The 26,304-nt window shown below is 69.7% G+C and carries 23 protein-coding genes and 1 pseudogene; 15 read left to right on the top strand and 9 right to left on the bottom strand.

Features of this window, described 5'->3' with window-relative positions; all coding sequences use genetic code 11:
* Positions 1–5: 5 nt before the first annotated feature.
* The 6 genes and pseudogenes from OG205_RS45310 (at position 6) to OG205_RS45285 (ending at position 4,840) form a co-directional block, all read left to right on the top strand.
* Entirely contained in the window at positions 6–1,268 is a 1,263-nt protein-coding gene (locus tag OG205_RS45310) for a hypothetical protein (RefSeq protein ID WP_330273900.1), read from the top strand.
* On the top strand, positions 1,265–1,927 hold the full coding sequence (locus OG205_RS45305; protein WP_330273899.1) for a helix-turn-helix transcriptional regulator: 663 nt from the start codon (positions 1,265–1,267) through the stop codon (positions 1,925–1,927). Before OG205_RS45310 ends, OG205_RS45305 begins: the two co-directional genes overlap by 4 nt.
* Complete coding sequence (locus OG205_RS45300) at positions 1,927–3,567, top strand: right-handed parallel beta-helix repeat-containing protein (protein WP_330273898.1); 1,641 nt, start codon at positions 1,927–1,929, stop codon at positions 3,565–3,567. Before OG205_RS45305 ends, OG205_RS45300 begins: the two co-directional genes overlap by 1 nt.
* Positions 3,568–3,587: 20 nt before the next feature.
* The gene (locus OG205_RS45295; protein ID WP_330273897.1) at positions 3,588–4,244 is read left to right on the top strand and encodes a response regulator transcription factor; all 657 of its coding nucleotides are present in this window, start codon (positions 3,588–3,590) and stop codon (positions 4,242–4,244) included.
* A gap of 102 nt (positions 4,245–4,346) precedes the next feature.
* Positions 4,347–4,586 (top strand): annotated as a pseudogene (locus OG205_RS45290) (transposase); the annotation flags it as partial.
* A gap of 89 nt (positions 4,587–4,675) precedes the next feature.
* Complete coding sequence (locus OG205_RS45285) at positions 4,676–4,840, top strand: hypothetical protein (RefSeq protein WP_330273896.1); 165 nt, start codon at positions 4,676–4,678, stop codon at positions 4,838–4,840.
* Between the two features lie 4 nt (positions 4,841–4,844).
* On the opposite strand, the gene OG205_RS45280 is transcribed toward OG205_RS45285, so the two are convergent.
* Positions 4,845–5,246, bottom strand: coding sequence for an MmcQ/YjbR family DNA-binding protein (locus OG205_RS45280; protein WP_330273895.1), 402 nt, complete (start codon positions 5,244–5,246; stop codon positions 4,845–4,847).
* A 38-nt stretch (positions 5,247–5,284) separates the two neighbouring features.
* Here OG205_RS45280 and OG205_RS45275 point away from each other — a divergent pair, with 38 nt between their 5' ends.
* The 5 genes from OG205_RS45275 (at position 5,285) to OG205_RS45255 (ending at position 9,236) form a co-directional block, all read left to right on the top strand.
* Positions 5,285–5,566, top strand: coding sequence for a cytochrome P450 (locus OG205_RS45275; protein ID WP_330273894.1), 282 nt, complete (start codon positions 5,285–5,287; stop codon positions 5,564–5,566).
* Between the two features lie 218 nt (positions 5,567–5,784).
* On the top strand, positions 5,785–6,495 hold the full coding sequence (locus OG205_RS45270; protein ID WP_330273893.1) for a DJ-1/PfpI family protein: 711 nt from the start codon (positions 5,785–5,787) through the stop codon (positions 6,493–6,495).
* A 74-nt stretch (positions 6,496–6,569) separates the two neighbouring features.
* Positions 6,570–7,028: a MarR family winged helix-turn-helix transcriptional regulator gene (locus OG205_RS45265; protein WP_330273892.1), complete on the top strand. Its 459-nt coding sequence runs from the start codon at positions 6,570–6,572 to the stop codon at positions 7,026–7,028.
* A gap of 112 nt (positions 7,029–7,140) precedes the next feature.
* Complete coding sequence (locus tag OG205_RS45260) at positions 7,141–7,824, top strand: response regulator transcription factor (RefSeq protein ID WP_330278375.1); 684 nt, start codon at positions 7,141–7,143, stop codon at positions 7,822–7,824.
* Positions 7,821–9,236 carry a HAMP domain-containing sensor histidine kinase gene (locus OG205_RS45255; protein ID WP_330273891.1) on the top strand — a complete coding sequence of 472 codons (1,416 nt, stop codon included), beginning with the start codon at positions 7,821–7,823 and terminating at the stop codon, positions 9,234–9,236. The genes OG205_RS45260 and OG205_RS45255 overlap by 4 nt, the downstream gene beginning before the upstream one ends.
* A 52-nt stretch (positions 9,237–9,288) precedes the next feature.
* Here the strand turns inward: OG205_RS45255 and OG205_RS45250 are convergent, their stop codons facing one another.
* A complete protein-coding gene (locus OG205_RS45250) occupies positions 9,289–11,436 on the bottom strand; it encodes an MMPL family transporter (RefSeq protein ID WP_330273890.1) in 2,148 nt (715 codons plus the stop codon).
* A 214-nt stretch (positions 11,437–11,650) separates the two neighbouring features.
* On the opposite strand from OG205_RS45250, the gene OG205_RS45245 reads away from it, so the two are divergent.
* Both OG205_RS45245 and OG205_RS45240 read left to right on the top strand, forming a co-directional pair.
* Positions 11,651–12,874, top strand: a complete 1,224-nt coding sequence (locus OG205_RS45245; protein ID WP_330273889.1) for a monooxygenase — start codon at positions 11,651–11,653, stop codon at positions 12,872–12,874.
* Positions 12,874–13,827, top strand: a complete 954-nt coding sequence (locus OG205_RS45240; RefSeq protein ID WP_330273888.1) for a Rieske 2Fe-2S domain-containing protein — start codon at positions 12,874–12,876, stop codon at positions 13,825–13,827. Before OG205_RS45245 ends, OG205_RS45240 begins: the two co-directional genes overlap by 1 nt.
* Positions 13,828–13,851: 24 nt before the next feature.
* Here OG205_RS45240 and OG205_RS45235 read toward each other — a convergent pair whose 3' ends face one another.
* From OG205_RS45235 to OG205_RS45225, 3 genes are all read right to left on the bottom strand, one after another.
* Positions 13,852–14,517 carry a response regulator transcription factor gene (locus OG205_RS45235; protein ID WP_330273887.1) on the bottom strand — a complete coding sequence of 222 codons (666 nt, stop codon included), beginning with the start codon at positions 14,515–14,517 and terminating at the stop codon, positions 13,852–13,854.
* A 200-nt stretch (positions 14,518–14,717) separates the two neighbouring features.
* Entirely contained in the window at positions 14,718–17,732 is a 3,015-nt protein-coding gene (locus OG205_RS45230) for an AfsR/SARP family transcriptional regulator (protein WP_330273886.1), read from the bottom strand.
* Between the two features lie 78 nt (positions 17,733–17,810).
* Complete coding sequence (locus OG205_RS45225; RefSeq protein WP_330273885.1) at positions 17,811–18,443, bottom strand: M15 family metallopeptidase; 633 nt, start codon at positions 18,441–18,443, stop codon at positions 17,811–17,813.
* Positions 18,444–18,714: 271 nt separating this feature from the next.
* Here OG205_RS45225 and OG205_RS45220 point away from each other — a divergent pair, with 271 nt between their 5' ends.
* Positions 18,715–20,127: an FG-GAP-like repeat-containing protein gene (locus OG205_RS45220; RefSeq protein WP_330273884.1), complete on the top strand. Its 1,413-nt coding sequence runs from the start codon at positions 18,715–18,717 to the stop codon at positions 20,125–20,127.
* Positions 20,128–20,181: 54 nt separating this feature from the next.
* Here OG205_RS45220 and OG205_RS45215 read toward each other — a convergent pair whose 3' ends face one another.
* From OG205_RS45215 to OG205_RS45200, 4 genes are read right to left on the bottom strand one after another with little or no spacing between them, the layout of a single operon-like run.
* A complete protein-coding gene (locus OG205_RS45215; RefSeq protein ID WP_330273883.1) occupies positions 20,182–21,459 on the bottom strand; it encodes an MFS transporter in 1,278 nt (425 codons plus the stop codon).
* Positions 21,456–22,670: a cytochrome P450 gene (locus OG205_RS45210; RefSeq protein ID WP_330273882.1), complete on the bottom strand. Its 1,215-nt coding sequence runs from the start codon at positions 22,668–22,670 to the stop codon at positions 21,456–21,458. Before OG205_RS45210 ends, OG205_RS45215 begins: the two co-directional genes overlap by 4 nt.
* Positions 22,606–23,700, bottom strand: coding sequence for a hypothetical protein (locus OG205_RS45205; RefSeq protein WP_330273881.1), 1,095 nt, complete (start codon positions 23,698–23,700; stop codon positions 22,606–22,608). Before OG205_RS45205 ends, OG205_RS45210 begins: the two co-directional genes overlap by 65 nt.
* 21 nt (positions 23,701–23,721) lie before the next feature.
* A complete protein-coding gene (locus OG205_RS45200; protein WP_330273880.1) occupies positions 23,722–24,687 on the bottom strand; it encodes an aKG-HExxH-type peptide beta-hydroxylase in 966 nt (321 codons plus the stop codon).
* 461 nt (positions 24,688–25,148) lie between these two features.
* Between OG205_RS45200 and OG205_RS45195 the strand changes: the two genes are divergently transcribed.
* Positions 25,149–26,303, top strand: a complete 1,155-nt coding sequence (locus OG205_RS45195; protein WP_330273879.1) for a hypothetical protein — start codon at positions 25,149–25,151, stop codon at positions 26,301–26,303.
* Position 26,304 lies beyond the last annotated feature (1 nt).

The raw sequence follows: 26,304 nt of genomic DNA, 5'->3' as shown, positions 1-26,304 counted from the left end.
ATCCCGTGCACAACCCACAGGCGCTCGACGCGCCACGCTCCGCCGCGCCGGCGTCTCAGGGCGCGCACCGGACCGGCACGCCGCAACTGATCGTCTCCGCCGCCGCGCACGCCGCCCCGGCCGTCGCGCGCCCGGTCGCCGCACCGGTCGTCGCTCCCCCGCCACCACCTCGGCCGCCCGTGACTCCGTTGCCAGTGCGGCACATCGCCCCGCCGGTGCCGGCTCCACGGCCGGGGCGACGCGCGGCGGTCCGGCAGGTCACCGCGCTGCAGGCCGTCTGCTGGCAGGTCGCGGTGATCACGACCGCGGTGTCGATCGGACGACCGTGGCCCGTGACGGCGGCCGCCTGCACCGGCGCGGCCGTGTTGCTGGCCGTCACCACGATCAGGATCCGCGGACGGTGGCTCCACCAGGTGCTGGCGCCGAGCCTGCCGTACCTGCTGCGCCCCCGGCGGCACAACCTGCCGGACGACGACAAGGCGTCCGCGTTGCTCGGCCTGCTCCTGCCGGATGCCACCACCTTGACCGTCCACACCGGACAGAGCGAGGCCCTGGCGATCAGCCACACCGCCGGTCTGACCACGCTGGTGCGGCCGCGGACCACCGGCGGCGGCCGCACCGGAGCGCCACCGTCGCCTGTCTCGTTGCTGCCGCCCACCGACGGCGGAGCGCACCGCTTCGGCATCCAGCTGGTGTTCCACTCGGGAGCCCGCTTCGACCAGCACCCGCGCTACTGGCTCACCGTGCACGCGTCCCGCACGGTCGAGCATCCCACCGACGCGGAGCTGGAACCCTTGCTGCGCAACGCGGTCCGCCGCGTGGTCCGGTCCCTCAACCGGTCGGGGACGCCCGCCGAGCCGATGCCGGCCGAGGCCGCGTTCGCCACCATCGCCGCACTCGGCCACGTGACCGGCGGGCGCACCGAAGTGCGTGAGGACTGGGGCTTCTGGCGCACCGGAGTGGTCTCCCACGCCTGTTTCCGCCTCGCCGGATGGGACCGGCTCAGCGACCACGAAGTCCACGGCCTGCTCACCGGGCTGGCCGCGAGGACCGCGGGAGTCGCGGTCACCGTGACCGTCGCCGCGCGGTCCGGCCACCTCGTCACCGCCGTGCTCCGGCTCGCGGCTCCCACGGAGTCCGCGGTCGAGGCCGCGGCGGCGTACCTCACCGGCCCGCTCGCCTCGTCCGGCGTCCGGCTGGTCCGGCTCGACGGCTCCCAGATGGCCGGAGTGGCCGCATCTCTTCCGATCGGAGGCTTTCCGCAATGACGCTCGCCCCAGTACTGCCCATCGGCCGGGTGCCCGCCGAGACCAGGATCACCGCCCTGCTCGCGGCCGCACAGCACGAGGTGCTGGTGATGAGCAGCCTCGTCACCTCCGTCAACCACCCGCTCGGCGTCGTCCGCCGGCACGACCACGACAACCTCCGCCGCGGAGTGCGCTATCGAGTCGTGGTACCCGACGACGCCCGCACGGCACCCGTGCTCGGCCCCCAGTTGGGGATGCTTTCGCTGGCCGGTGCCGACGTCCGCACGGTGACCGAGGTGCCGACCGACTCGATGGTGATCGACGGCGAGGTGGTCGTCCTGTCCGCCGAGCCGCGACCGGCCGGGCGCGTCGCGATGTTCCGGTTGCCCAGCCTGGTCACCACGACCGTCGAGCTGTTCGAGCGGGTGTGGACGAGCGGGGTGCCGCTGGCCGCGTACGACCTGCCGGTGAGCGCGGAACTCGGTGTGCGGGAACGGGAACTGCTCTCGCTGCTGTCCTCGGGCAGCACCGACGAGAAAGCGGCCGCACGGCTCGGCGTCTCGGTGCGGACCGTGCGCCGGATGGTCTCCGACATCATGAACCGGCTCGGCGCGCGCAGCCGGTTCCAGGCAGGCGTCAAGGCCGCGGACCGCGGCTGGCTGATGGAACGGACGGGCTGATGACTGTGACGACCTCGCGTGTCCTGCAGGTGGCCCCGGACCGCCACGGCGCGTACCCGAGCATCGGCGACGCGATCCGCGACGCACCGGACGGCGGCGTGATCTCGGTGGCGGCAGGCACCTACGCGGAGACGTTCGACCTGACCGACCGCAGGCTGACGTTGCAGGCGCACGACGGGGCCGACGTCGTCATCGACGGCACCGGCGCGGACTGGCCGGCCCTGCGGGTGCGGGGCGGTTCGCTGACGGTGCGGGGAATCCGGTTCCTGGCCGACGTGGAGGGCATCGTCGCCGCCGGTGCGACGCTGACCGTCGAGCTGTGCACCGTCACCGCCCGGTCCGGGCCGGCCATCAGCGTGCGCGACAGCCAGGGGTTCGCGATCAGCCGGTGCAAGATCTCCGGTGCGGCGCAAGGGATCACGATCGACGGGTCGTCCGGCCGGATCGACGGCACGCGCATCGAGAACGTGGCGGGCGACGGTCTCGTGGTCGGGCTCGGCGCCGATCCGGAGATCGCCAACTGCACGATCCTCGGCTGTGGGCAGCGCGGGGTGTACGTCTACCAGTACGCGCACCCCACGATCGACGCGTGCGACATCTCCGGCACCGCGCAGGACGGCATCGCGGTCGCGCACCACAGCCGCCCGGTCATCCGCCGCACGAAGATCCACGACCTGCAGGGGGCGGGCATCTCCTTCGGCGCGGACTGCGCCGGCTCGGTGCTGGAGTGCACGCTGACGAACACCGCCGAACCGGCGATCGCGCTGGCCCCCGGCGCCACGCCCACGATCACCGAGGCCGCCCGCCCGGTGCGGTCGGGCGGTGACGGACTCGACGACCTGCTCAACGACCTCGACGCCATGGTCGGGCTGGCCGCGGTGAAGGCCGAGGTGCGCACGGTCGTCGACGAGATCCAGGTCGACAAGTGGCGGCTCGGCGCCGGGCTCACCGTCGGCACGGTCAGCCAGCACCTGGTCTTCACCGGCGCCCCGGGCACGGGCAAGACCACCGTCGCCCGCATCTACGGCAAGCTGCTCAAGGCGCTCGGCGTGCTGCCCAGGGGCCAGTTCCGCGAGGTGTCCCGCCGCGACCTCGTCGGCCAGTACATCGGTCACACCGCGGAGAAGACCGCGACGGTGTTCGAGGAGTGCCTCGGCGGCGTGCTGTTCATCGACGAGGCCTACACGCTGTCCCGTTCGTCGGGCAACGGCGGCGACTTCGGCCAGGAGGCCATCGACACCCTGGTGAAGCTCATGGAGGACCACCGCGACGGAGTGGCCGTCATCGTCGCCGGCTACACCGATGAGATGGACGGCTTCATGGCCGCCAATCAGGGCCTCGCGTCCCGGTTCGCGAAGACCATCGAGTTCGAGAACTACGAGGCCGACGAACTGCTGCTGATCATCGACCGGATGGCCTCGGACGGCGACTACCGGCTGGACCCCGGCGCGCATCCGTTGCTGCTGCAGCACTTCGCCGCCATCTGCGGAGGTGCGTCGTTCGGCAACGCCCGCGATGCCCGCAAGCTCTTCGAGGGCATGCGCAAAGCGCAGTCGAGACGCCTGCGCGCGCTCGGCAGGATGCCGGACACCGACGAGCTGCGCGGCCTGCTGACGGAAGACGTCACGTCCTGCTTGTAGGCACGCTACTGTCCGTGTTCGTGCGTGTCTTGGTGGTCGAGGACGACGAGAACCTGCGGCTGGCGATCAGCGGGTCGCTGCGCGGCGCGGGCTTCGCCGTGGACGCGGTGGGCGATCTGCCCGCCGCCGACCAGGCGTTGTGGGTCAACGCCTACGACTGCGCGGTGTTCGACCGCATGCTGCCGTCCGGCGACTCACTGGCCTACGTGCGCTCCAGGCGGTCGGCCGGGTCACCGGTACCGATCCTGTTCCTCACCGCCCGCGACGGCGTGGCCGACCGGGTCGCCGGCCTGGAGCACGGCGACGACTACCTGGTGAAGCCGTTCGCCGTGGCCGAACTGGTCGCGCGGGTAGGCAGCCTGTGCCGGCGGGCGGCCTCCGGGCACGCCGCACTGCTGCGGTGCGGCGACCTGGAGATCGATCTCGGACGCCACCAGGTGCGGCGGGCCGGAGTGCTGCTCACCCTCACCACCAAGGAGTTCGCGGTGCTGGAGATTCTCGTGACGCACCAGGGGAAACCAGTGACGCACGGCGAACTGATCGCCTACGCGTGGGACGAGATGGCCACCCCGAAGTCGAACGTCCTGCCGGTGCTGGTCGGCCAGCTCCGGCGCAAGCTGCACCAGCCACCGATGATCCACACGGTGCCCGAGGTGGGCTACCGGATCGATCCGTAGCCCTCGCCCGACAGCCGGGCTGCGTGACTACCACTGACCTGCCCCACCGGAAGGGTTCCAGTATTGGTGGCTAAGTGGCGGCTCTCCGAGAGGCTGTGCACTGTGCCCCGTCCGTACCCCGCCGAGTTCCGAGCGCGTGCCGTCGCGCTTGTTCGGGCCGGTAGAGAGCAGAAGCAGATCGCGGTGGACCTCGGTATCCATCCGGTGACGTTGTCGAAATGGGTCAAGCAGGACCGGATCGATCGCGGCGAGATTTTCGGCACCCCGAGCAGCGAGTCCGTCGAGCTGCTCGCCAAGCTGGCCGCCGAACGTGTCCTCGATCAGGGCGACATCGCGGTACTGGGCGGGCTGCGGCAGGCGTTCAAGTCGCTGCGCCGCCACATCCGGGCGAACGAGACCATTCCCTGGAGTCCGACAGATCCAAGGAATACATGGCGTTCAAGTCGCTCGCCTCCGCGATGTCCGCCCTGCTGACCAGGAACCACCCGCGCAAGCAACCGTCCGCCGCCGCCGCCGTGAACCAGGCATTCGCCGAGATCACCGCCAATCGCCACGAGCGGACGTGGACCGCCGTCCCCAGCACCCGCGAGCCCTGACCGCTCAACCGAGCAGCTTCACGAGCTTCGCCGGCGCCAGCACGCGGTAGCTCTCAGTCAGCAACTCCCGCACCTCGTCCCAGTCCACGTCCGGCAGCACCTTCAGCCCGACCACGTCCTTGCCCCACGCCGCCCGGAAGAACGGCTCCCCGGCTCCGGCCAGGGCGTCGAACTCCTCGGACTGGGCGCGGAACGTCATGATCACTGTTGGTTCAGTGAGTTCGGCGGCCCGGCTGTACGCCCCGGTCTCACCGGGATGCGCCGTGAAGACGTGCACGAAGCTGCGGTTGCGGATGCTCCACCGCATGCCCACCCACGCCGCTTGCTCGGTGGCCTCCGGCAGCGCGGCGCAGATGGCCCGCACCTCGTCCAGCACCCGGTCCGGCACGTCCGCACGATCGTTCACGGCGCACAACGCTACGCGCCCGCTCCCCGTCCATGTGCATGATCGGCCTCGGCACCCTGGCACTGCTGGAGAACCCCGACACCCCGGCCCGGATCCGGGACACCGACGACCCCGACACCCTTGACATCGACCGCAAAGCCCTGGGACACATGGTCTTTGGTCACGGCGTCCACCAGTGTCCCGGTCAAACCCTCGCCCGCGCCGAACTGGAGATCGCGCTGCCCACGCTGCTGCGCCGCCTGCCGGGCCTGCGGCTCGCCGTGCCGCTCGAGGAGATCCGGGCCGCGCAAACCCAGGCGCTCGCGGCGGTCCTGAACTGAAACGACGGCGGGAACTTCTCGCGCGGCCCGGCTCGGCGTTTGCCGAGCATTTCCCCTCGAATTCCCACGAGCGCCCCAATTCGTCGCCTGAAGTCGCGATCACCGAGCCCCCCGACCGGTAAGCGTCGATGCCGGTCTGGACATGTCGCCCCAAAGACTTATAGTCTGACTGCAAGTCAGACTTGCAGTCAGACTGTAAGTCGAGAAGGGACAAGCTCATGGTTGACGAACAGCGTCGTATCGAGGTCGCCGTGCTGGTGTGCCCGGACTACGCGCCGGTCGACGTCGTCGGGTTCCATGCGGTGATGGCGAGCATGCCCGGGGTGAACGTTCATCTCGTCTGGAAGAACTTGGACGAGTTCCTGGGCTATGGCGGATTTCCGGGGCGCGCGACCACCACGTTCGCCGACTGCCCAGCGGACTTGGACGTCCTGCTGGTGGGGGCGACGCCGACGGAACTTCTGGAGGACTCGGAGACACTTGCGTTCCTCGCCGACCGGGGTGCCCGGGCCGGCTGGGTCGCCGGGGTGTGCGAAGGCAGCCTGGTGCTCGGTGCGGCCGGGTTGCTCCGCGGATACCGGGCCACCACCAACTTCCACTTCTACGACGAGTTGAACTGGTTCGGCGCGAAGACGGTTGAGACGCCGAACGTGGTGGAAGACCGGAACAGGATCACCGCAGGCCCGGCCACCGGGTGCATCGAGATCGCTTTGCGGCTGGTCCAGGTCTTCTTCGGTGACGAGGTGGCTCGCCAGACGGAACTGAACGCCGAGTACGCGCCGCGCCCCCTCTTCGGCGTGGGTACGCCCGCGTTGGCCGGGCCGGAACTCACCAGACGCACGCTCGCCGAATCCCATGGGTGGACACAGGCGGTCACGGCGGGCGCGCGACGGGCCGCCGACAGGCTGGAGGCTTCCGCCGCCGTGTGATCCTTGGTTCGGAACCACGCCGGCGCGTCTGTCGCCGAAGAAGGCAATTGCGCGGCAGATGCGAGAATCAGCAAATGACCACCAGTGCCCCGGGGCCATCGCCCGCCGGCGAGTCCGTCGGATTGCGGCTCGTCGGCATAGGCCGGATCTTGCAACGTCAATACGAGGCCGAACTGTCCGAGATTGGAATCACTCTCCGTCACCTCGGAGCACTGGGGCACCTCTCACGCCATCCCGACATGTCCTACAGCGATCTCGCTCGTCGCTCTCACGTCACCAGCCAGAGCATGAACGCCACCGTTCGGGCGCTCGAAGAACTCGGCGCAGTTCAACGGACTCTCCCGGGCCAGGGCCATGCCGCACGCCTCGAGGTGACCGCAAGGGGCCGAGAGTTGCTGCAATTGGCAAGTGCTGCGGCCACGCGGCTGGACGACAGCCTTTCCCAGAATGTGCCGGCCGCCGAATGGGACACGCTGAAGAAGCTGTTGGAGAAGCTCGGCACCCTCGACTCGCCACCTGTCGGCGGCAGCTAGCGCCCGGCAGCCCCGTACTTCCCGACGAATTGACGGCGACGCTCTAATCCTGGCCTCAGGTTGATCGGGGACCATGAGCGGCAAAAGCATCGACTGGAGGGGGCGGGCCGGCGTGCGGATCATGATCGCGGATGACGAGGCGGCCATCCGTGAGTCGCTGGAGCGGGTGCTCCAGGTCGAGGGTTACGACACCACCTCCGTCGCCAACGGTCTCGCCGTGCTCGACGCGGTCGGCGGCGACGCGCCGGATCTGCTGATCCTCGACGTGATGATGCCCCGCCTCGGCGGGGTGGAGACCTGCCGGCGGTTGCGGGCAGCGGGCCGGGATCTGCCGGTGCTGATGCTGACCGCCCGGGATCAGGTCTCCGACCGGGTCGCGGGGCTGGACGCGGGCGCCGACGACTATCTGCCCAAGCCGTTCGCCACCGAGGAGTTGCTGGCCAGGGTCCGGGCCCTGCTGCGCCGCCGCGCGCCGGGCGACGACGAGTCGCAGATCCTGACGTTCGCCGACGTCCGGGTCGATCCCGACAGGTTCGAGGCGTGGCGGGGCGGGCGGCCGCTCGGCCTGACCCGGACCGAGTTCTTCCTGCTGGAGGTCCTCGTGCGCAACGCGACCAGGGTGGTGACCCAAGGCGCGCTGTTCGAGGCGATCTGGGGCTTCGACATGAGCCTCACCTCCAACAACCTCCAGGTGTACGTGAGCTACCTGCGCCGCAAGATGGAGGCCGGGGGTGAGCCGCGACTGATCTACACGCGGCGCGGCTTGGGGTACACGTTGCGGGAGACCCCTCCGTGAGCAGGCCCGCCGGCCGGCTGACCCGTTGGTGGCGCCGGCGGTCCCTGCGGACCAGGCTGACGGTGATCGCGGCGACGGCCATCGCGGCCAGCGTGTTCATGGCCTTCCAGGTGGCCAGCGAGCTGCTGGACTGGGAGCTGCAGGCTACCGCGGAGGATCAGCTGCGTGCCGACTCCCGCGTCCTGGCGACGAACGCGGAGCGCGCCGGTCTGGCGGAGGTCCAGCTACCGCCGTATCCCGGATCCGGTCGGCTGGTGCGGGTCGTCCTGCCCGACGGCTCGATCCGGACGCCGGTCGGCCAACCCGCGCTGCCCCCGGTCAGCGAGCACGCCGAGCGCGTGGTGCAGGGCGCGGCGGCCGACCTGATGGAGTCGGGCGACAGCGACGACGACGGCTACCTCGTCTACACGCTGCGGGCGGGCGACGGCGCGGTCCAGGTGGCCCGCGCCGCCGACGACAGCCCGATCAACCAGTTCGGGTTGGGCATGCTGCTGATCGGACTGTTCTGCGTGGCCTGCGGCGCCCTTGTCGGGCGGGCCGTGGCGCGGACCGGGCTGGCACCGATCGACCGGCTGACCGCCGCCGCGGTCCGTGTCGCGCACACCCGGGATCTCGACGCCGACATCCCGGACGAGGGCGGTGGGGAGATCCGGCGGCTGATCCGGTCGATCAACGACATGCTCGCCGCGCTCCGTGACTCCCGGCGGGCCCAGCGGCTGCTCGCCGAGGACGCCGCCCACGAACTCAAGACCCCGCTCACCAGCCTGCGCCTCAACATCGAGCTGCTGGTCCGGCTCGATCGGCGCGGCACCCTGGACAGCGCGCTGCCCTCGGAGAGCCGGACCCGGCTGCTCAACGATCTCGGCGCCCAGGTGGCCGAGTTGAGCACCCTTGCCGCCGAGCTGACCGACCTGGCGCGCGGTGACGTCAGCGACGAGAGCACCGAACTGCTCGACCTCGCCGACGTGGTGGTGGCCGCCGTGACCCGTGCGCGTTCCCGCGTGCCCGACGTCGAGGTCGCGCTCGACGTGACCTCGGTGTGGGTGAGCGGGCGTCCCGCCGCGCTCCAACGGGCGGTGCTCAACCTCATCGACAACGCCGGCAAGTGGTCTCCTGCGGACCAACCGGTCCAGGTCCAGCTCCGTGCCGAGGGCGCGTCGGCGGTGATCGAGGTCGACGACGCCGGGCCGGGCATCGACGCCGCCGACGTACCGCGGGTGTTCGACCGGTTCTACCGTGCCGACAGCGCACGGGCCTTGCCGGGATCCGGTCTGGGGCTGTCGATCGTGCAGCGGGTCGTCGACGCCCACGGTGGCCGGGCCACCGTCGCCCGCTCCCCACGCGGTGGCGCGCTGCTTCGGGTCGACCTTCCGGCCGCCCCGACCGCACGGCGCCGACCGTCGGGCCCATGAAAGATCCGGGACGGGCCTGGGCCCGTCCCGGATCTCGTCCGTGCCGCCGCGCTCACCTTTGCAGCGCGGGCTCCTCATCGTCCACAAGCGACTGTTGAGCGTCCGGCAGCTCCACCGGCCGGGACAGCCGGCTCGGCCACCACATCCGCCGGCCGATCAGCAGGGTGAGGGCGGGCACCAGGATCGACCGCACCAGCAGGGCGTCGAGCAGCACGCCGAAGGCGACCAGGAACCCGACCTCGATCAGCATCACCAGCGGAAGCGTGGCGAGGACCGCGAACGTGGCCGCCAGGACCAGGCCTGCCGAGGTGATGACGCCACCGGTGGCGGAGAGGGCTTTGAGCATCCCCTCTCTGGTGCCCAGACGCACGGTCTCCTCTCTGGCCCGGCTGGCCAGGAAGATGTTGTAGTCGACGCCGAGCGCCACCAGGAACAGGAAAGCCAGCAGCGGCACCGAATAGTCGACGCCCTTGAACCCGAGGATCGTGTCGAAGACGAACACGCTGCCGCCGAAGGCCGCCGCGAAAGAGACGATCACGGTGGCCATCAGGACCAGCGGGGCCACGATCGCTCGGAGCAGCAGCCCGAGGACGAGCAGGACGACGGCGAGCACCAACGGGATCACCAGCTTCTCGTCGCGGCTGGTGGTCACCTCGGTGTCGAGGTTCTCCGCACTCGGCCCGCCGACCATCGCCTCCGCCCCGCTCACCGCGTGCACGGCGGTGCGCACCCGCTTGATCGTGTCGTACTCCGCGACGGTGTCCGGCGCGTCCGTCGGGAACACGGAGATGTCGGTCCAGCCACCGCTGGTCTGACCCGGGATGGCCACTGCCACACCGCGAGTGCCCTGGACGATGTCGAGCACCCTCTCCTGGTGCGCCGGCCGCGTGAAGATCGTCATCGGCTGGCCGCCGAGCTCCGGGAAGTGCTGGCGGAGAACGGTGAAGCCGGTGACCGACTCCGGCGCGGACACGAACTGGTCCTGCTCCCGCAGGGCGCTGGTGTTGCCCGCCAGGCCGATGGTGAGCACGCCCAGGACTCCGAGCGAACCGAGCGTCGCCACCCACCGGCGGCGACTGATGGCGGCGCCGAGCCGTACCCACATTCCCGGCTTCCCCTCCACGGCCGTGCTGAGCCGCGGGATGGCCGGCCAGAAGATCCGCCTGCCGAGGACCACCAGCATCGCCGGGAACAGCGTCAACATGGCCACCAGCGCGCACAGGATGCCGGCCGCGCCGACCGGGCCCAGTCCGCTGGTGCTGTTGAGGTCCGCGACGAGCAGGCAGAGCAGGCCCGCGATCACGGTGGCCGCGGACGCGACGATGGCCGGCGCCGCGCCGCGTAGCGCGTGGACCATCGCGACCCGGACGTTCTCGTGGTGGTGCAGTGCTTCCCGATATCGGGCGATGAGCAACAGCGCGTAGTCCGTGCCGACGCCGAACACCAGGATCGTCAGCAGCGCCGAGTTCTGGTCGTTGATCACGATGCCGAAGCCCTTGACGAGCAGGTAGACGGTCGCCATCGAGGTCAGGGCGGCCGCGCCCACGGCGACCAGCGGGATGAGCCACAACACCGGGCTGCGGTAGGTGATGATGAGCAGGAGCGTGACGACGATGACTGTGGTCAGCAGGACCTGCAGGTCGATGCCGTCGAAGACGGCGTCCATGTCGCCGTCGACCGCGGCCGGGCCGGTCACGTCGAGTTCCAGGCCGGCGGGGCGGTCCTTAGCGGCGTCACGCAACGGGCCGACGATGGCCTCCGGTGCGCCGTAGGTCGTGCTCACGTCGAGGGTGAACATCATCGCTTTGCCGTCGGTGGAGGGTCTCGTCTGCGGGCCCTCGTCGTCCTCGCCGGCCGGGGCCGCCACCTTCGGCGGATACCGCTGGGCAAGGGTGTCGTAGTGGCGCTCGATCGTCGCGCGGTCGGCGTCGGTCATGCCGCCGGAGCGGTGGTACACGAAGACGAACGTGTTGTCGTCCCCGCCGGGGAGACTGTCCTCCAGCACCGCGACCTTGGTGGACTCGGCGCCTGCCGGCAGGGTGTCCGCGGCGCTGTCGGTGGTGACCGAACTCAACTTTCCGCTCAACGGCCCCATGATCACCGTCAGCGCCAACCACACGCCGATCACCAGCCACGGCACCCACCGGCCCGCCAACCGACCGGCCGGCGCTTCCCCGGACGGCGCTGCGTTGACTGCCATTCCCAGCCTCCTACATGAGTGTTACATCGCTTGTCTGACGCCGACTTCCTACCGAGCGAATCTGAGAAGACCGTTAATGCGGTGCTCAGGCCGGTTGACAGGACCAGGCAGTCCTGTGTGGACACTGTGGAGTAGTACCGTCGTACCGCCTCCCTCCCGAAATGACGACCGCGGTACGACGAAACGGGACGGATTTGGCCTTAGCGTTCAGGCTATGAAGAAACCTGATAGTCCACTGTGGAGGTTTGGGACGACCACCGTGGCGCTGGCGACGGCGTTCGCTGTCGTCGCCTGCGGATCGAACGCCGGCAACGGTGCGGCGCCCGTCCCTCCCGGCTCGCACAACGCGCACGCGGGCCAGTCGCCGGCCGCACCGCTGCCGCTGCGCGCCGGCGAGCGGTTCGTCGACCTGAAGATGGCCGAGGCCTACACGCCCGCGCCGCCGGAGGGTGGCGGCACGGACGAGTACCGGTGCCAGGTGATCGATCCAGGCCTGACCAAGGCGGAGTTCCTGACCGGGACACAGGTCATGCCGGAGAACGTCGCCCTCGCACATCACGCCATCGTGTACGCGGTGCCGCCAGGCGGCGCTGCCCTCGTGCGCGCGCAGGACGCGAAGACCCCCGGCCTCGGCTGGCAGTGTTTCGGCGGGACCGGCGTGGTCGGCGCCGACGTGGAGAGCGAGGACGAGAGCGCCGACCCTGGCGCGACGTGGGTGGACACCTGGGCGCCGGGCGCCACGGAGACTCTGTACACCCAGGACGTCGGCTTCAAGCTGGAGCCGGGCAGCCTGCTCATCCTCCAGATGCACTACAACCTGTTGACGACCGACGGCAAGCCGGCCGCGTCGGACCGCTCCGCGGTGCGGCTGCGGCTGACCGACGGCACGCCGCAGACCAGGGAACTCGACACGTTCCCGCTCGACGCACCGACCGAGCTGCCCTGCGCCGCCGACGAGTCGGGTCCGCTCTGCGACCGGGCGGCCTCGATCGCGGACGTGACGAAGCGGTTCGGGTCAGAGGTCGGCGAAACCGCGGATCGTCAGGTGGAGGAGTGCGGCCAGGGCGCGCCGAAGCCCGGTGACACCCAGACCTGCGACCACGAGGTGCCGGAGCCGATGACGTTGTTCGCCGGTTTCGGCCACATGCACCTGCTCGGGCGGGCCATCAAGGTCGAACTCAACCCTGGCAGGCCGAACGCCAAGGTCGTGCTGGACGTGCCGCAGTTCGACTTCGACAACCAGCGGCTGGTGAAGCTGCCGGAGCCGGTGGAGATCGGTCCGGGGGACACGCTGCGGGTGACGTGCACGCATGACGCGGGGTTGCGCAAACGGCTGCCGCAGCTGAGCAAGCTGCCGCCGCGCTACGTGGTGTGGGGCGACGGCACCAGCGACGAGATGTGCACGGGCATCATGACGGTTTCCCTGCGCAAGTCCTGATGACCCCGCTGCGTTGGGATTCCCCGAGGCGGTCGCCGGTCTGGGTGTTGCTGCCGCTGCGTGCTTTTCTGGGTGGCACCTTCGCCTACGCCGGTCTCTCCAAGCTCCTCGACACGCACTACTTGGACGACACCTCGCCACTCGGTGTCCACGCGCAGATGGTGAACGCCGCCGCGACCTCCCCGATCGGCCCGCTGGTCTCGCTGGCCGCCGACCACGCGACCGTCGCCGGGCTGGCGATCGCTTTCGGGGAGATCGCGGTCGGGCTCGCCACCCTGCTCGGGCTGTTCACCCGGCTCGCCGCGCTCGGCGGCGTCCTCCTCTCGCTCAGCTTCTTCCTGACGGTGAGCTGGACGACTCGGCCGTACTACGTCGGGGCCGACATCGTGTTCGCCTTCGCCTGGACCCCGTTGCTGATCGCGGGCGACGCCGGGGTGTTGTCACTGAGTGCCCGCCTGCGCGCGAAGGTGCGGCACGGGCTCGGCCTGCCGGTGCACCCCGCGCCGGAGGAAGACGGGACGGTGCAGGACGACGTCGAGCGGCGCACCGTGCTGCGGAGCGGTCTGATCGCGGGGGCGGCGACCGCTGCCGGAGTCACCGCGGGCAGCGCGCTGGCGCTCGCCCGGCGCCCTGCCGGCCCGCCCGCGGACTCGGTGAGTCACGGCCCGGTGATCGCCGCGGTCGACGACATCGCCGTCGGCTCGTCGAAGAGCTTCACCATGCCGAACGGGACGCCCGCCCATCTCCTGCGCCCGGCGCCGGACACCTTCCTGGCGTTCAACGCCACCTGCAGTCATCAGGGCTGCCCGGTCTCCTACGTCGGCCCTGGATTCCAGTGCCCCTGCCACGGCGCCACCTACGACGAGAACGGACAGGTGACCGGAGGGCCCGCACCCAAACCGCTGATCAAGATCCCGATCAAGGTCGTTGAGGGCCAGGTGATGCTCGCCTGATCTTCGGACGCGCGGGACGGAGCGCTAGATCGGCCGGGTGAGTCTCAGGTCGTAGGCGAGGATGACGGCCTGGATCCGGTCCCGTGCGCCGATCTTGGCGAGGACCCGCCCGACGTGGGTCTTCACGGTCGACTCCGACAGCGTGAACCGTTGCGCGATCTCGCCGTTGGTGAGGCCGTGGCCGATGGCGACGAGGATCTCGCGCTCGCGGCGGGTCAGGGAGTCCAGCCGGGGATCCTTCCGCACAGGCCCGCAGAGGTCGTCGTCGAGCTGGTCGGCGAACGTGTCGAGCAGCCGCCGGGTCAGCACCGGCGCGATCACCGCGTCCCCGGCGGCGACGGCCCGGATGCCGGCGAGCAGCTCCTCCGGGCGGGTGTCCCTGAGCAGGAACCCGCTCGCCCCGGCCCGCAGCACGGCGAACGCGTACCGGTCCACGTCGAACGTCGTCAGCACCAGGATCCGCGAACGCCCACCGGCGGCGGCGATGCGCCGGGTGGCCTCGATCCCGTCGACGCCCGGCATGCGGATGTCCATCAGCACCACGTCGGGATGCAGCTCGGTGGTCCACCGAACGGCCTCGGCGCCGTTCTCGGCCTCGCCGACGATCTCGGTGTCAGGGGTGCTCTCCAGCAGCATGCGAAACCCGAAGCGCTGCAACGGCTGGGCGTCCACCACGAGCACAGAGATCATGAACGGCTGCCTTTCAGGGGCGCGTGGACGGTTCAGCCGCCGTCCGGTGCGAGGCCGGCGCTGACCGTGCCGCCGTAGAGCGCGGCGCGTTCCGACATGAGGCCGAGACCGCGTCGCCCGGCGACGCCTACTTCCTATCGAGCGGACCTGAGACGACCGTTAAAACGGCGCTCAGGCCGTGCCGCGCTGGACGCCGACGGCTACACCGGCAGCTCGGCGTGCTCCGTGTACTCCCGTGCCCCTCGCGCGCGGAACACCGACCGGGCGTGCGTGAACGCCGCGTCCGCCGCCTCCGCGTCACCCCGGCTCCGGTGCAGCAGCGCGAGGTCGTGCTCGGTGCGCGCCCGCCACAGTGGTGTTTCCATGGCGTCCCAGATGGACATCGCCGCGTCCAGGTAGTTCTGCGCGAGGTCCAGCCGTCCCTCCGCCAGGTGCAGCTGGCCGAGGACGCGCAGGGTGATGGCCTGGCCCCAGCGGTCGTCCTTGGCGCGGACGGTGGCGAGCGCCGCTTCGAGCCGGGGCAACGCCTCCGCGCTGTGGCCCATCCGCATCTGCGCCTTGGCGTGTGCCCGCACGGCGTAGGAGTGCATGAGGTCGTCGCCTAGTTCGGCGAAGATCGTGGCGGCGTCGGCGCACGCGGCCATGGACGCCTCGTAGGCGCCGCGTGCCCGGTGGTAGAGACCCATGGTGCGCAACGACAGTGCGACTCCTCGTCTGCTGCCTGCCCGCCGGTACGCCGTCAGTGACTGCTCCAGGTCCGCTCGTGCTTCGTCGTACTCGCCCAGTTCCAGGTGGACCGAACCCCTGATCCGCAGCACGTGCCCGATGCCGACCTGGTCGTCGAGCGCCTGGGACAGGGTGGCGGCCTGGCTCAGGAAGTGCACCGCCTCGGTCAGGTGTCCGGGTTCGCGGCACGCGAGGCCCATCCCGGTGAGTGAGGAGGCCTGGCCGCGCACGTCGTGCAGGTCGCGGTAGCGGCCCAGCGCCTCGCCGAAGAGCTGGCGGGCCTCGGCGAAGCGGTCCTGGAAGAACCGCAGGCGCGCGAGTTCGGCCAGCACGTCCGCGGCGAGGCAGGGGTCGCCGACGTGCTGGGCCGACGTCATCGCGACGCCGATGATCCGGTCGCGGAGGTCGTGGCAGTTGGTCGCCTGCTCGATCGCGGTGTGGGCCGAGACGAAGTCGCACACGTGCCGGTGCAGGCCGGTGGCGGCGGCGCGTTCGACGGCCACCGCGAACGCCGGTTCCTCGCCCAGCAGCCAGGCGTCGAGGTCGTCGGACAGGCGTTCGGACATGGCGGTGACGCCGTCGGGTTCGCGGTGCCCGGCGGCCGGGCGCCAGGTGGACTCGGCCGAGGAGCTGTTCGCGGCCGTGCGGCTCAGCAGGGCGATCCAGCCGTCCAGGACGCGGGCGATCGACGCGGTCAGCTCGGCGGGCTCGTCGGCCTCGGCTCGTTCGCGGGCGTAGAGCCGGACCAGGTCGTGCAGCCGGTAGCGCAGGACTCCCGCCGCGTCGGCACCGGACAGCGTGGCCAGCTGCGCGTCGACGAGCACCTCCAGGACCTTCTCCGCGTCCGCCTCGGACGTCTCGAGCAGCCAGCTCACCACCCAGGTGGAGAAGTCGGGCAGGCCGAGGTGTCCCATCCGGCCCAGTGCGGTGCGAGCCAGGTCGTCGAGCGCCCGGCAGCTCAACGCGATGCTGCTGCGCACGGCCAGGTCGCCCGCGGAGAGTTCGTTGAGACGGCGGCGTTCGTCGGTCAGGCGGTCGGCGAGGACGCGCAACGGAAGCTGCCGCCGCGAGGCCAGGCGGGCACCGGCGATCCGCAACGCGAGCGGCAGGCGTCCGCACGCGTCGACGATCCGGTGCGCCGAGTCCACGTCCTCCGCCAGCCGCGCCTCGCCGACGATCCGCGCGAGCATGTCGTACGCCTCGCCGGGCGTCACGAGGTCCAGTTCGGTGAACAGCGCTCCGGCCAGTCCCGCGAGGCGGTCGCGCGACGAGATGAGCACGGCACAGCGGGCGGCGCCCGGCAGCAGGGGCCGCACCTGTTCCTCGGACGCGGCGTCGTCGAGCACGACGAGCACCCGGCGGCCGGCGAGCAACGTCCGGTAGAGCTCCTGGCGTTCCTGCGCCGACTCGGGCAACTGGCCGGGATCCATGCCGAGCGCGGTCAGGAACCGGCCCAGGACCTCGCCCGCGGTCGCGGGCAGATCGCTCGTGCCACGGAGCTCGGCGTAGAGCTGGCCGTCGGGGAACGACCGGGCCGCCTCGTGCGCGGCGCGGACGGTCAGCGCGGACTTCCCGCACCCTCCCGGTCCCGCCACGATCTGCACGGCGGCTCGCTCCTCGCACAGTGCGGCGGCCAGTTCTCCGAGCTCCCGCGCCCGGCCGGTGAAGTCGGCGAGAGTCGCCGGCAACTGCGCGGGTGCCGTCGCCGGCGCGGTCCTGGCGACCGGTGCCGCGTCCACCGGAACCAGCTCCAGGGTGCCGCGCAGGATCGCGGAGTGGATCGCGCCGAGCTCGGAGCCGGGTTCCACGCCCAGCTCGTCGACGAGCGCGTCCCGGCCCTCCCGGTAGCACGCGAGCGCGTCGGCCTGCCGTCCCAGGCGGTACAGCGTCACCATCAGCTGCCCGCGCAGCCGTTCGTTCACCGGGTACCGAGCCACCACGGCGGTCAGGTCGGCGAGGTGGCCGAACCGGCCGAGGCTCTGCTCGGCCGCGAAGCGTTCCTCCGCAACGGACACGAGCAGTTCGTCGAGCCGCCGCGCCTGACCGCTCAGAAGCGTGTCCTGCAGGCCGGACAACGAGGGACCGCGCGACAACGCGACAGCCTCCGCCAGCAGCCGCGCCGCCTGGTCGTGTCCGTGAACCTGGCTCTGCTGCCGGGCTTTGGCAAGCAGGACGGCGAGCTCGTCGGCGTCGACGCGGGCGTCGTCGAGGCGGACCAGGTAGCCCTGCGACCTGGACACGATGACGTCGGGCGCGCCGAGGTCGGCGAAAGCCTTGCGCAGCTTGGAAACGTAGGTCTGGATGAGCGATCGGGCGCTGACGGGCGGTTCCTCACCCCACAGCAGCTCGACGAGACGGCTCGCCGACACCACCCGGCCGCGTTCCAGCACCAGCGCGGCCAGCAACACCTGCGGCTTGAGACCGCCGAGCGGTACGGCTCTGCCGCCCACCAGGGCTTCGACCGGACCCAGTAGTCGGAACTCCAGCAAATCGTGACCTCCCCAGCGTCACCGCTGCAAGTAGATCACACCCGCCGGGGGGTCGGGGTTCCGGAAAATGCGGATATATCAGGGAAGAATGGGACCGTAGAGAGCTTGGGCGGATCCCGTCAGGTACGCCCAGTACCGATCGCCGTAGGACCAGTGCCACCACGCGCTCGGGTAGTTGACCAGTCCGGCGCCGCGCAACGCCTGCGCGAGAACGGCGCGGTGGCGGCGCGCCGTGGCGTCCACCGCCGGATCCTCGGTGTGAGAGCGCTCTGTCGCGGTGTCGTTGACCGCGGTGCCCAGGTCGAGCTCGATCTCGTCCACCGTGCACAGGCTCAGGTCCACCGCGGCCCCGGCGACGTGCGGTGCCACCTCCGGAGGGGAACTGCGCATGCTCGCCCTCTGTCGCAGCACCGACTCGCAGGCCTGTGGTGAGCGCGCACGGGACTCCGCGACGGCCGACTCGAACGACGCGATCTGCAACGCCTGCGGCCGGTACCCCTCGACGATCAGCAACTTCAGCTCCGGTGGCAGCAACGTCTGCGCGGTGACCAGCCGGTCCACCACACCGAGCCGCAACTGGGCGTACAGCCCCTCCTCGTCGGCAAGCCGGCTGTCGAGCCGAAGAGCGGCAACAGTGCGCAGGTCGACCAGGGGCTCGCCGCGCTCGCGCACCGGGACCGCCGCCACAGCGGGATCCGACAGCCACACCATCTCCAACGATCTCCTCCTGGTTCACCGTTCTGACCACGCGGTCGCACGACGGTGCACGCCCGTACTGGAATTTTTCTTTAACGCCACGTACGTCCGTCCGGACGCGGCCGCCGCGTCCGGTGGCGCGCTTCGGGTGGCACAACGCCCTGTGCACGCGTTCTGTTCTGCGGTTAAAGGTTTCGTGGACCGTCTTGAAACCCCTCCTGGCGAATGTTGGGTCCATCACCGGCCGGACACACCGGCCGGATCCCCCAGAGCCGAGGAGAACCCCGTGTTCCGATCAGCAATCCGCCGCAGCGGCAGCGAGTCCAAGTCCACCGGCACCGGCCTGCGCAGGACCACCCGCACCGTGATGTCCGCGGCGCTGGCCCTGATGGCCGGCACCCTCCTGATGGCACCGCCCGCAAACGCCGCACCGTCGAGAGACCGCATCGTCGACGTCGCCACCGAGGAGCTCGGCGGCTCCGCCTGTTCGCCCGGCTACAACAACAGCTGCGGCATGGCGTGGTGCGCGGAGTTCGCCCGCTGGGTGTGGAAGAAGGGCGGTGTCACGGACCTCAAGGGCCTCGACGGCTGGGCGCAGTCGTTCAAGTCCTACGGCCAGGACAACGGGACCTACCATTCACGGTCCAGTGGGTACACGCCACAACCAGGTGACGCCATCGTGTTCGACTGGGACCACAGCTCCGGCGACGACCACCCGATCGACCACGTGGCCATCGTGACGAGCGCTTCCAGCACCAGGGTCAACACCATCGGTGGCAACCAGGGCAGCCCGAGCCGAGTCCGGCGGTCGAGCTACCAGCGCTCGAACGGCGACATCATCGGCTACGTCTCCCCCGTGGGCGTCGGCGACGGCGGTGGCGGTGGCGGGAAGCCGGACGGCAACCACAGCATCACCGGCGACTCGTTCACGGACCTGGTGGGACGCAAGCCGGACGGCACCATCTGGATGTACACCAACAACATCATCCGCGACGACGGCCGGCCCTACCACCAGGGCCAGGAGATCGGCCACGGCTGGAACGGCTTCGACATCGTCCTGACCGCGGACGTGACCGGCGACGGCTACACGGACCTGGTGGCGCGCAAGCCCTCCGACGGCTCGATGTGGCTGTACGCCAACGACGGCAAGGAAGACGGCATGCCCTACGGCTCCGGCCGCGAGATCGGCTTCGGCTGGAACATGTTCGACACCATCGTCGGCGCCGACCTGACCGGTGACGGCTTCGCCGAGCTCGTCGCCCGCAAGCCCGACGGTTCGCTGTGGATGTACGCCAACAACATCATCCGCGACAACGGCCGCCCCTACCACCAGGCCCAGGAACTCGGCTTCGGCTGGAACATGTTCGACACGCTGACCGCGGCCGACGTGACCGGCGACGGCTTCGCGGAGATGCTGGGACGCAAGCCCGACGGCACGTTGTGGATGTACGCCAACAACATCATCCGCGACAACGGCCGGCCCTACTACCAGGGCAAGGAGATCGGCAGCGGCTGGAACATGTTCGACAAGATCGTCGGCGCGAACGTGACCGGTGACGGTTTCTCCGACCTCGTCGCCCGCAAGCCCGACGGCTCGCTGTGGATGTACTCCAACAACATCATCCGTGACAACGGCCGGCCCTACAGCCAGGGTGAGGAACTCGGCTTCGGCTGGAACATGTTCGACATCATCATGTGACGCTGTTCCCCCGAAGGCGCGCCCGGCGGTTGCCGGGCGCGCCTCGGCGTGTGCTCAGAGGTTCCGGTACGGCCTACTGAAGAAGCCGACCGAGAAGGCCGCGGACACGCCCAGTCCGGCGACGATGATCACGACCTCCGGGTCGGCAGTGCCCAGTGCCGTCCCGGCCAGTAGCGCGGAGGCGGGGAAGGCGAGACCGGCACAGGTGGCCAGCAGGCTCATGACTCTGCCCAGCGCTCGAGCAGGCACTGCCCGTTGGAGCATCGTCATGTAGAAGACGTTCACGGTGGCTTGCAAGGACGCGGCGGTGAACATCGCCGCGGTTGCCATCACCAGCGAGTTGCCCACCGGGACACCCGTCAGAGCGAGTCCCTCGGCGGTGCCCAGGCAGAGTGCGATCAGCCCGCGACGGCGCAGGCGCAGAAGTGCCGGGCCCAGCAGTGCTCCGACGACCGAGCCGGCACCGAGGCCGGCCATCATGACCCCGAACCCGAAGGCTCCCCGGCCCAGCGAATCCTGGGCGAAGATCGGCAGTGCGACCTCGATCAGGCCGACGGCGGCGAGGTTGAACACGAGCGTGGTCAGCAGAGTCATGCGTACCAAGGGAGAGCCGGCGGCATACCGCAGCACCGATCGCCAAGTCCGCAGTCGGTCGCTGTCGTCGGCGTGCTGCGCCGCCGGTTCATCGGCTGTTCCGGTCGCCGGCCTGGACGGTCGGATCGCCATCAGGGTCAGGCTGGACACCAGGAAGGTGATCGCGTCGATCAGCAGTCCCACGCCGCTCTTGAGCGACGCGACGAGCATTCCGCCCAGCGCGGGCCCGGCGATCCTCGACGTGCTCTGCATGATCGCGATCAGGGAGTTGCCCGCGGCGAGCGACTCGGGGCGCACGATCTGCGGCAGTACGGAGAACGAGGCCGGCATGAAGATCCCACCGAGGACGCCGAACGGAACCGCAACGGCGATCATGGCCCAAAGGGGAATGTGACCGTTGGCGGCGAGCACGGCGAAACCGAGCACGACGAGGGCACGGAGCGCGTCCGCGGCGAGCATCACCGGCCGGGCGCCCAGGCGGTCGGCGAGCGCTCCGCCGATCGGAAGGGCGGCCAGCCTGGCCGTTCCGTAGCAGGCCAGCACCACGCCGAGGTTCGCCGGACCGCCACCCTGGTCGAGCATGACGAACGGCAGCGTGACGAGGTAGATGCCGTCGCCGATCTGGGAGAGCAGCTGGCCGATGAGGTACAGCGCGAAGCGTCGTTCCCGCAGCGGAGCCAGCAAGCGGACGGCAGGCTCTCCTGAGGTCACGGCCGTGCCCGCGACACGGCGTGTCACCAGGTGACGGGCAATGTGTGGATGCCGTAGAGGAGCGCTCCGTCCTTGAAGGACAGTTCCTCGACGGGGGCGGCCAGCCGGAGGCCGGGAATCCGGGCGAACAGGGTGTTGAACACGATCTCGATCTCGACACGGGCCAGGTTCTGGGCGACGCACCGGTGGATGCCGTGGCCGAAGGCCAGCTGATGCCCCGCGTCGCGGTCGAAGTCGAGTTTCTCCGGATGGGCGAAGACGCTGTCGTCCCAGTTGGCCGCCGCGGTGGACACGACGACGGCGTCGCCCTTCCTGACCACCATGTCGCCGACCTCGATGTCGGCCAGCGCCACCCGCAGCCCACTCGGGTCGGTGATGCTGGTGTGGCGCAGGATCTCCTCCACCGCGCCCGGTGTGCGGGACGGGTCTGCCCGGATCGCGGCGAGTTGCTCGGGGTTCTCGAGCAGCAGCACGGTGCCGAGTGACATCACGTTGGCCGTGGTCTCGTGCCCGGCGCTCAGGAGCGACACGCACAACGCGGCGATGTCGTCCAGCCCCAGGACGCGCTGCTCCTGGTTCTTGGCGATGACCCGGCCGATCAGGTGGTCGCCCGGCACGGCACCCGGCTCCTCGGCCTCCTTCGCCTTCACCGCCACCAGATCGCTCAGGTAGCCCCGAAGCGTGGCGTCTGCCTCGTCGCGTTCCTTCGAGCTGCTGGTCCGGCTGGCCATCACCTTGCTGGTCGAGTGGAAGATCTCGCGATCGTGGTAGGGGACGCCGATGACCTCACAGATGACCTGCGAGGCGACCGGGCGGCAGAGAGCTTCCACCAGGTCGGCCGGCCTGTCGCCGTTCAGCATGGTCGTGACGTGCTCGTCCACGATCTTCTGCACGCGGGGCCGCAGTTTCTGCGCGCGTTTGTGGGTGAACTCGGGGATCACCATCCGGGTCAGCACCGTGTGCTCCGGCGGGTCCAGGCTCATGAGGGACGCGTTGACGTCCTCCCTCAGTTTTCGGGACAACGGGAGGTAGAAAGGAAAATTGGGGTGCAGCCGGCTCGTGGTGACGTTCGGGTTGGCGAGGAATCCGCGTACGTGCTCGTAGCGCGTGATCAACCAGGCGGTCCGCCCGCTGGGCAGAGTGATCCTCGCGAGCGGTGCGCCCGCACGCAGCTCAACGTACTGGTCCGACGGACGCATCGGGCAGGACCGGGGCATCGGGTATGCCAGTGGTTCCATCTCGAAACTCTCCCTTCGAACGTGGCATGAACGCCTTCTCGGCCGCGGTGAGGGCCCGTGCGCACCCTTCGACGGTGTCGTCGACGACAACGCTGTAGGCGTAACGGAGTGATCGAGTTCCGCCACCCGTCCCGGTCGATCGCCGATCGGGCGCGGGGAACGCCTCTGCCACGTCCACGGACGACGGCAGCCGGGTCTCGTCCGCGTGAACCAGGCCGGGTGCGGTATCTGCTTGTGCGGTGAGGAATCGGACGGCGGCAACGCGGTGGGCGCGCACGGGGATCGGGTCGGGACGAATTCCGCGGGCGACCTGCACCAGGACGCGGCCGGGGTTGACGCCGGCGGCGATTGACGCGGCATAGGGCACGAGGTCACCGCTCAGTCCCCAGTGGACACTCACGATCTTCGGTCCGCGTGCAGTGCGTCGTACTCGTGTGTGGGTGACGCCGTATCGCACGCCGATCGCCCGCTGCGCAGCTACCGCCAGGGCGGTCATCTCCTCGTCGGCGAACGTCGAATCCACGACATGTCCCGAACCTGTCAGCTCGGGGAAGACGGCGTCGATCTGCCGGCTGACGAACAGGGGGAACGGTTCGCCGTCGACGCAGGCGATGTCGAAGGTCAGGTCATCGGCACGTCGCTCGGCTTCGGCGACATGAGGGACGCCGGCCGCGGCCAACGCATCGCGGACCCCGTCCGGATTTTGGCTTCGGCCGACAACTTCTGCCCCGGCGGTCGGCAGTCCGAGCGCGGCGGCGGCGTGTGCACTAGGCACGGACCTGGCTTCGTCCAAACACAACACGCCGTCGACCGTCACTCTGTCGGCAAGGCGCGTGGCCGCCTCGACCACCGCCGCCGAATCGCGGGTGTCCACCACCGTGCAGCCGGCGATGTAGAGCTTCTCCCAGGTCGGCTCGGCATCCCGCAACAGCCACACCCGTGCGTGTTCGGCCATCAGGCTCAGCAGATACTCGTGATACACCCGATGGCCGCTGCCGACAACGATCAACAATGGTGATCGGCCTGTCATGGTCACCCCTTCTGGGCCCGGTCACGCCGCCCGCAACGAGTCCTCACACGCGCGAAGGTCCTTGAAGTAGTCGATGCCCTGATCCGTCCACTCGGCTTCCCGGCCGAGGACGTCCAGGCTTTGCGACAGGTTCTTCAGCGCCTGCTCCCTTCGTTCGTGCGCCTCGTCGGGAGCGTCGGCCTCCACCGTCCAGCGGTGCAGGCCGGTGGCCATCCGGGCCAGGACGTGCGCCGAGTGCAGGACGCCGAAAATCGGCCTCGGGTCCGGTCGCAGCGGATGCGAGGCCAGCGCCGAGCCGTTGAGCACGAACGGCCCGAACGAGTTCCGCAGGTACAGGGCGTGATGGCCGGTCTCGTGCAGCAGCATCTCGAACGCGGCGGCCACGCTGCCCAGCGATTGCGGCGCGGCGTAGATGACGCCGTACGTCTGCTCGACCGTCGCCGAGCGGAACACGGTTCCGTCCACGTACGCGATCGACTGCACCAGAGTCCGGAACTCCTGCGCGGCGGCAGGCCACACCCTAGCGAGCACGTCGACGGCTTGGTCGACGTGTGGCTGGGAACTCGCGGCCAATTGTCGCGACAGCGTCAACGACTGGGCATCGTCGACCATCTGGATGTCGTGTTCGAGGTATCGAACGCTGTCCTCGAGCCAGGTCACGCCATCACGCTCGGGCAGATGCTCCAGCGGTGGCCGGGCCGGCCCGCCGGCGACGGCGTACAACGTGCCGTTGGCATCGGCGGCGTGCAGAGCGCCGGCGTCGATCGGGCCGGTCGTGACCATTCGGACGACGCTCGGGTGCAGCCACGTGAGTTGCCGCCAGCCATCGGGTCCGTCCGGCGGCGTGCCCTGCTCGGCGAGGCTCGACCAGAGGCGCCGGCCGAGCCGCCGGTGGTACACCGTCGCCAGGGCAGCGGTCGCGTCCGGGCTTATCTCGAACGAGGTGAGCTGATTTCGCAGATATTCCTCGGCCGAAGATGTGTTCATACCGCGCCCCCAGGTCACTTCGAGCGGCTGTGCCGATATTTGGCGATTCTACATGCGCGGCAATAAGCCGCCATTGCTGATGGTGGCCGGTTCATGCCGCGCCGATCAATGGCAGGAACTGACCACTCGCGACAGGTGAACGGCGTGCAGAAGCATGGGTCTCGCCGGCAGTTGTCGGTATGGTCTCGAAGGAAGGTTCAAGCTATGCCTGACACTCAGGAGCTGCAGACCCTACTCACCGCCATGGCCGAGTCCGAGCCCGAGCCCGGCAGGGCCGAGCAGACCGAGTTCGGAACCATCGCCTGGTATCTGGCCACGCAGTAGGCGATATCGCCGACCCGCCGAGGTAACGGCCGCGACGGGTTGTCAAAAGAATGGTGGCTCCGCCGGCGGCATGCCAGCGGAGTCACCACAACCCGACCAGGAAATCGTTCACTTCGGGCGCTATTCAAGGAGCAACAATGACTGCGCAGATGGCCGACGAGCGGGTCTTCGAGGGTGTCGGTTCGCTGTTGGACGACTACGTGGTGATCCGCGACCAGGACAAGTTCGTGATCACCTACACGCCTGACAGCCGCGAGCCCGCGGCCTGGGTCGCGCTCGGACTCAAGCACCGCGGTTTCAACCCGGACATCATTCCCATGCGTCCGCTGGAGGACAGCAGCTTCGCCGAGCGGATCGGCAAGGTGCTGCCGGATCCGGCCAGGCTGCCGGGCCGGCTGGTCATCATCACCCTCGAGCGGGACACGATGTCGCACTTCGACGTGCTCGCACCGCTGCTGAGCCGCTACGGCCAGGACAAGATCATGATCCTGCGGATCATCAGCGCGTCCGCCGACTTCTTCACCAAGGCGCTCAACGTCAGTCCGATGGAGTTGTCGTCGCTCAACGGCACGTTGCTGCACCGCCTGGAGAACGCCAAGCGAGTCCGCGTGACCACCGAGGGCGGCACGAACATCACGGTCGACCTCGACAGCGAGAAGTACCAGTGGATCAGCAACCGGGGAGTGTGGCGTCCCGGTGGCTTCACGATCCTGCCCGCCGGGGAGATCGCCACCTACCCCGCGGGCGTCGAGGGCGTCCTGGTCGCCGACGGCGCCTACAACGCCAACATCATCAGCGACCTGAACGCGAAACTGGCCGACAACCCGGCCAGGGTGGAGATCGAGGCAGGCAAGGCCCGTTCGGTCAGCTGCGCCCGCCCGGAACTGCAGGAGATGTTCCAGCTCTGCCTGGACAGCCCGAACGGTCGCAACGTCGGCGAGTTCGGCCTCGGCACGAACCACGGTGTCGGCGAGTTCATCACCACGAACTCGCACATCAACGAGCGCAGCTGCGGTCTTCACCTCGGGTTCGGCGCGCACAACCAGAGCTTCAGCCGGGTCGAGTACATGGCGTGGGCGCACCTGGACCTGATCACCATCGGCGGTCTGATGTGGATCGACGACGAGGTGGATCCCATCGACCTGACCAAGGTCCAGCCGCTCGACGTGCCGCACCCGGCGGACGCGCTGGACGAGGACATCACCGGCGACTGTTGCGGCATGGGATACCGCCAGCTCAAGGGGCTCTCCGAAGACCCGTCCTGCCAGGTTCCCGGAGTCCAGGGGCCCTGAC

The organism is Lentzea sp. NBC_00516, from assembly GCF_036346835.1.
Classification (GTDB): Bacteria; Actinomycetota; Actinomycetes; order Mycobacteriales; family Pseudonocardiaceae; genus Lentzea; species Lentzea sokolovensis.
Note: the sequence above shows the minus strand (reverse complement) of the source record. Positions and strands in the feature narration are given on the sequence as shown.

Coding starts and splice junctions, on each gene's coding strand:
- OG205_RS45300 (WP_330273898.1), top strand. CDS start 1,927: ATGACTGTGACGACCTCGCGTGTCCTGCAGGTGGCCCCGGACCGCCAC.
- OG205_RS45200 (WP_330273880.1), bottom strand. CDS start 24,687: ATGAACACATCTTCGGCCGAGGAATATCTGCGAAATCAGCTCACCTCG.
- OG205_RS45205 (WP_330273881.1), bottom strand. CDS start 23,700: ATGACAGGCCGATCACCATTGTTGATCGTTGTCGGCAGCGGCCATCGG.
- OG205_RS45240 (WP_330273888.1), top strand. CDS start 12,874: ATGACCCCGCTGCGTTGGGATTCCCCGAGGCGGTCGCCGGTCTGGGTG.
- OG205_RS45235 (WP_330273887.1), bottom strand. CDS start 14,517: ATGATCTCTGTGCTCGTGGTGGACGCCCAGCCGTTGCAGCGCTTCGGG.
- OG205_RS45195 (WP_330273879.1), top strand. CDS start 25,149: ATGACTGCGCAGATGGCCGACGAGCGGGTCTTCGAGGGTGTCGGTTCG.
- OG205_RS45285 (WP_330273896.1), top strand. CDS start 4,676: ATGGCGTTCAAGTCGCTCGCCTCCGCGATGTCCGCCCTGCTGACCAGG.
- OG205_RS45245 (WP_330273889.1), top strand. CDS start 11,651: ATGAAGAAACCTGATAGTCCACTGTGGAGGTTTGGGACGACCACCGTG.
- OG205_RS45250 (WP_330273890.1), bottom strand. CDS start 11,436: ATGGCAGTCAACGCAGCGCCGTCCGGGGAAGCGCCGGCCGGTCGGTTG.
- OG205_RS45305 (WP_330273899.1), top strand. CDS start 1,265: ATGACGCTCGCCCCAGTACTGCCCATCGGCCGGGTGCCCGCCGAGACC.
- OG205_RS45265 (WP_330273892.1), top strand. CDS start 6,570: ATGACCACCAGTGCCCCGGGGCCATCGCCCGCCGGCGAGTCCGTCGGA.
- OG205_RS45275 (WP_330273894.1), top strand. CDS start 5,285: ATGATCGGCCTCGGCACCCTGGCACTGCTGGAGAACCCCGACACCCCG.
- OG205_RS45225 (WP_330273885.1), bottom strand. CDS start 18,443: ATGGTGTGGCTGTCGGATCCCGCTGTGGCGGCGGTCCCGGTGCGCGAG.
- OG205_RS45270 (WP_330273893.1), top strand. CDS start 5,785: ATGGTTGACGAACAGCGTCGTATCGAGGTCGCCGTGCTGGTGTGCCCG.
- OG205_RS45210 (WP_330273882.1), bottom strand. CDS start 22,670: ATGGAACCACTGGCATACCCGATGCCCCGGTCCTGCCCGATGCGTCCG.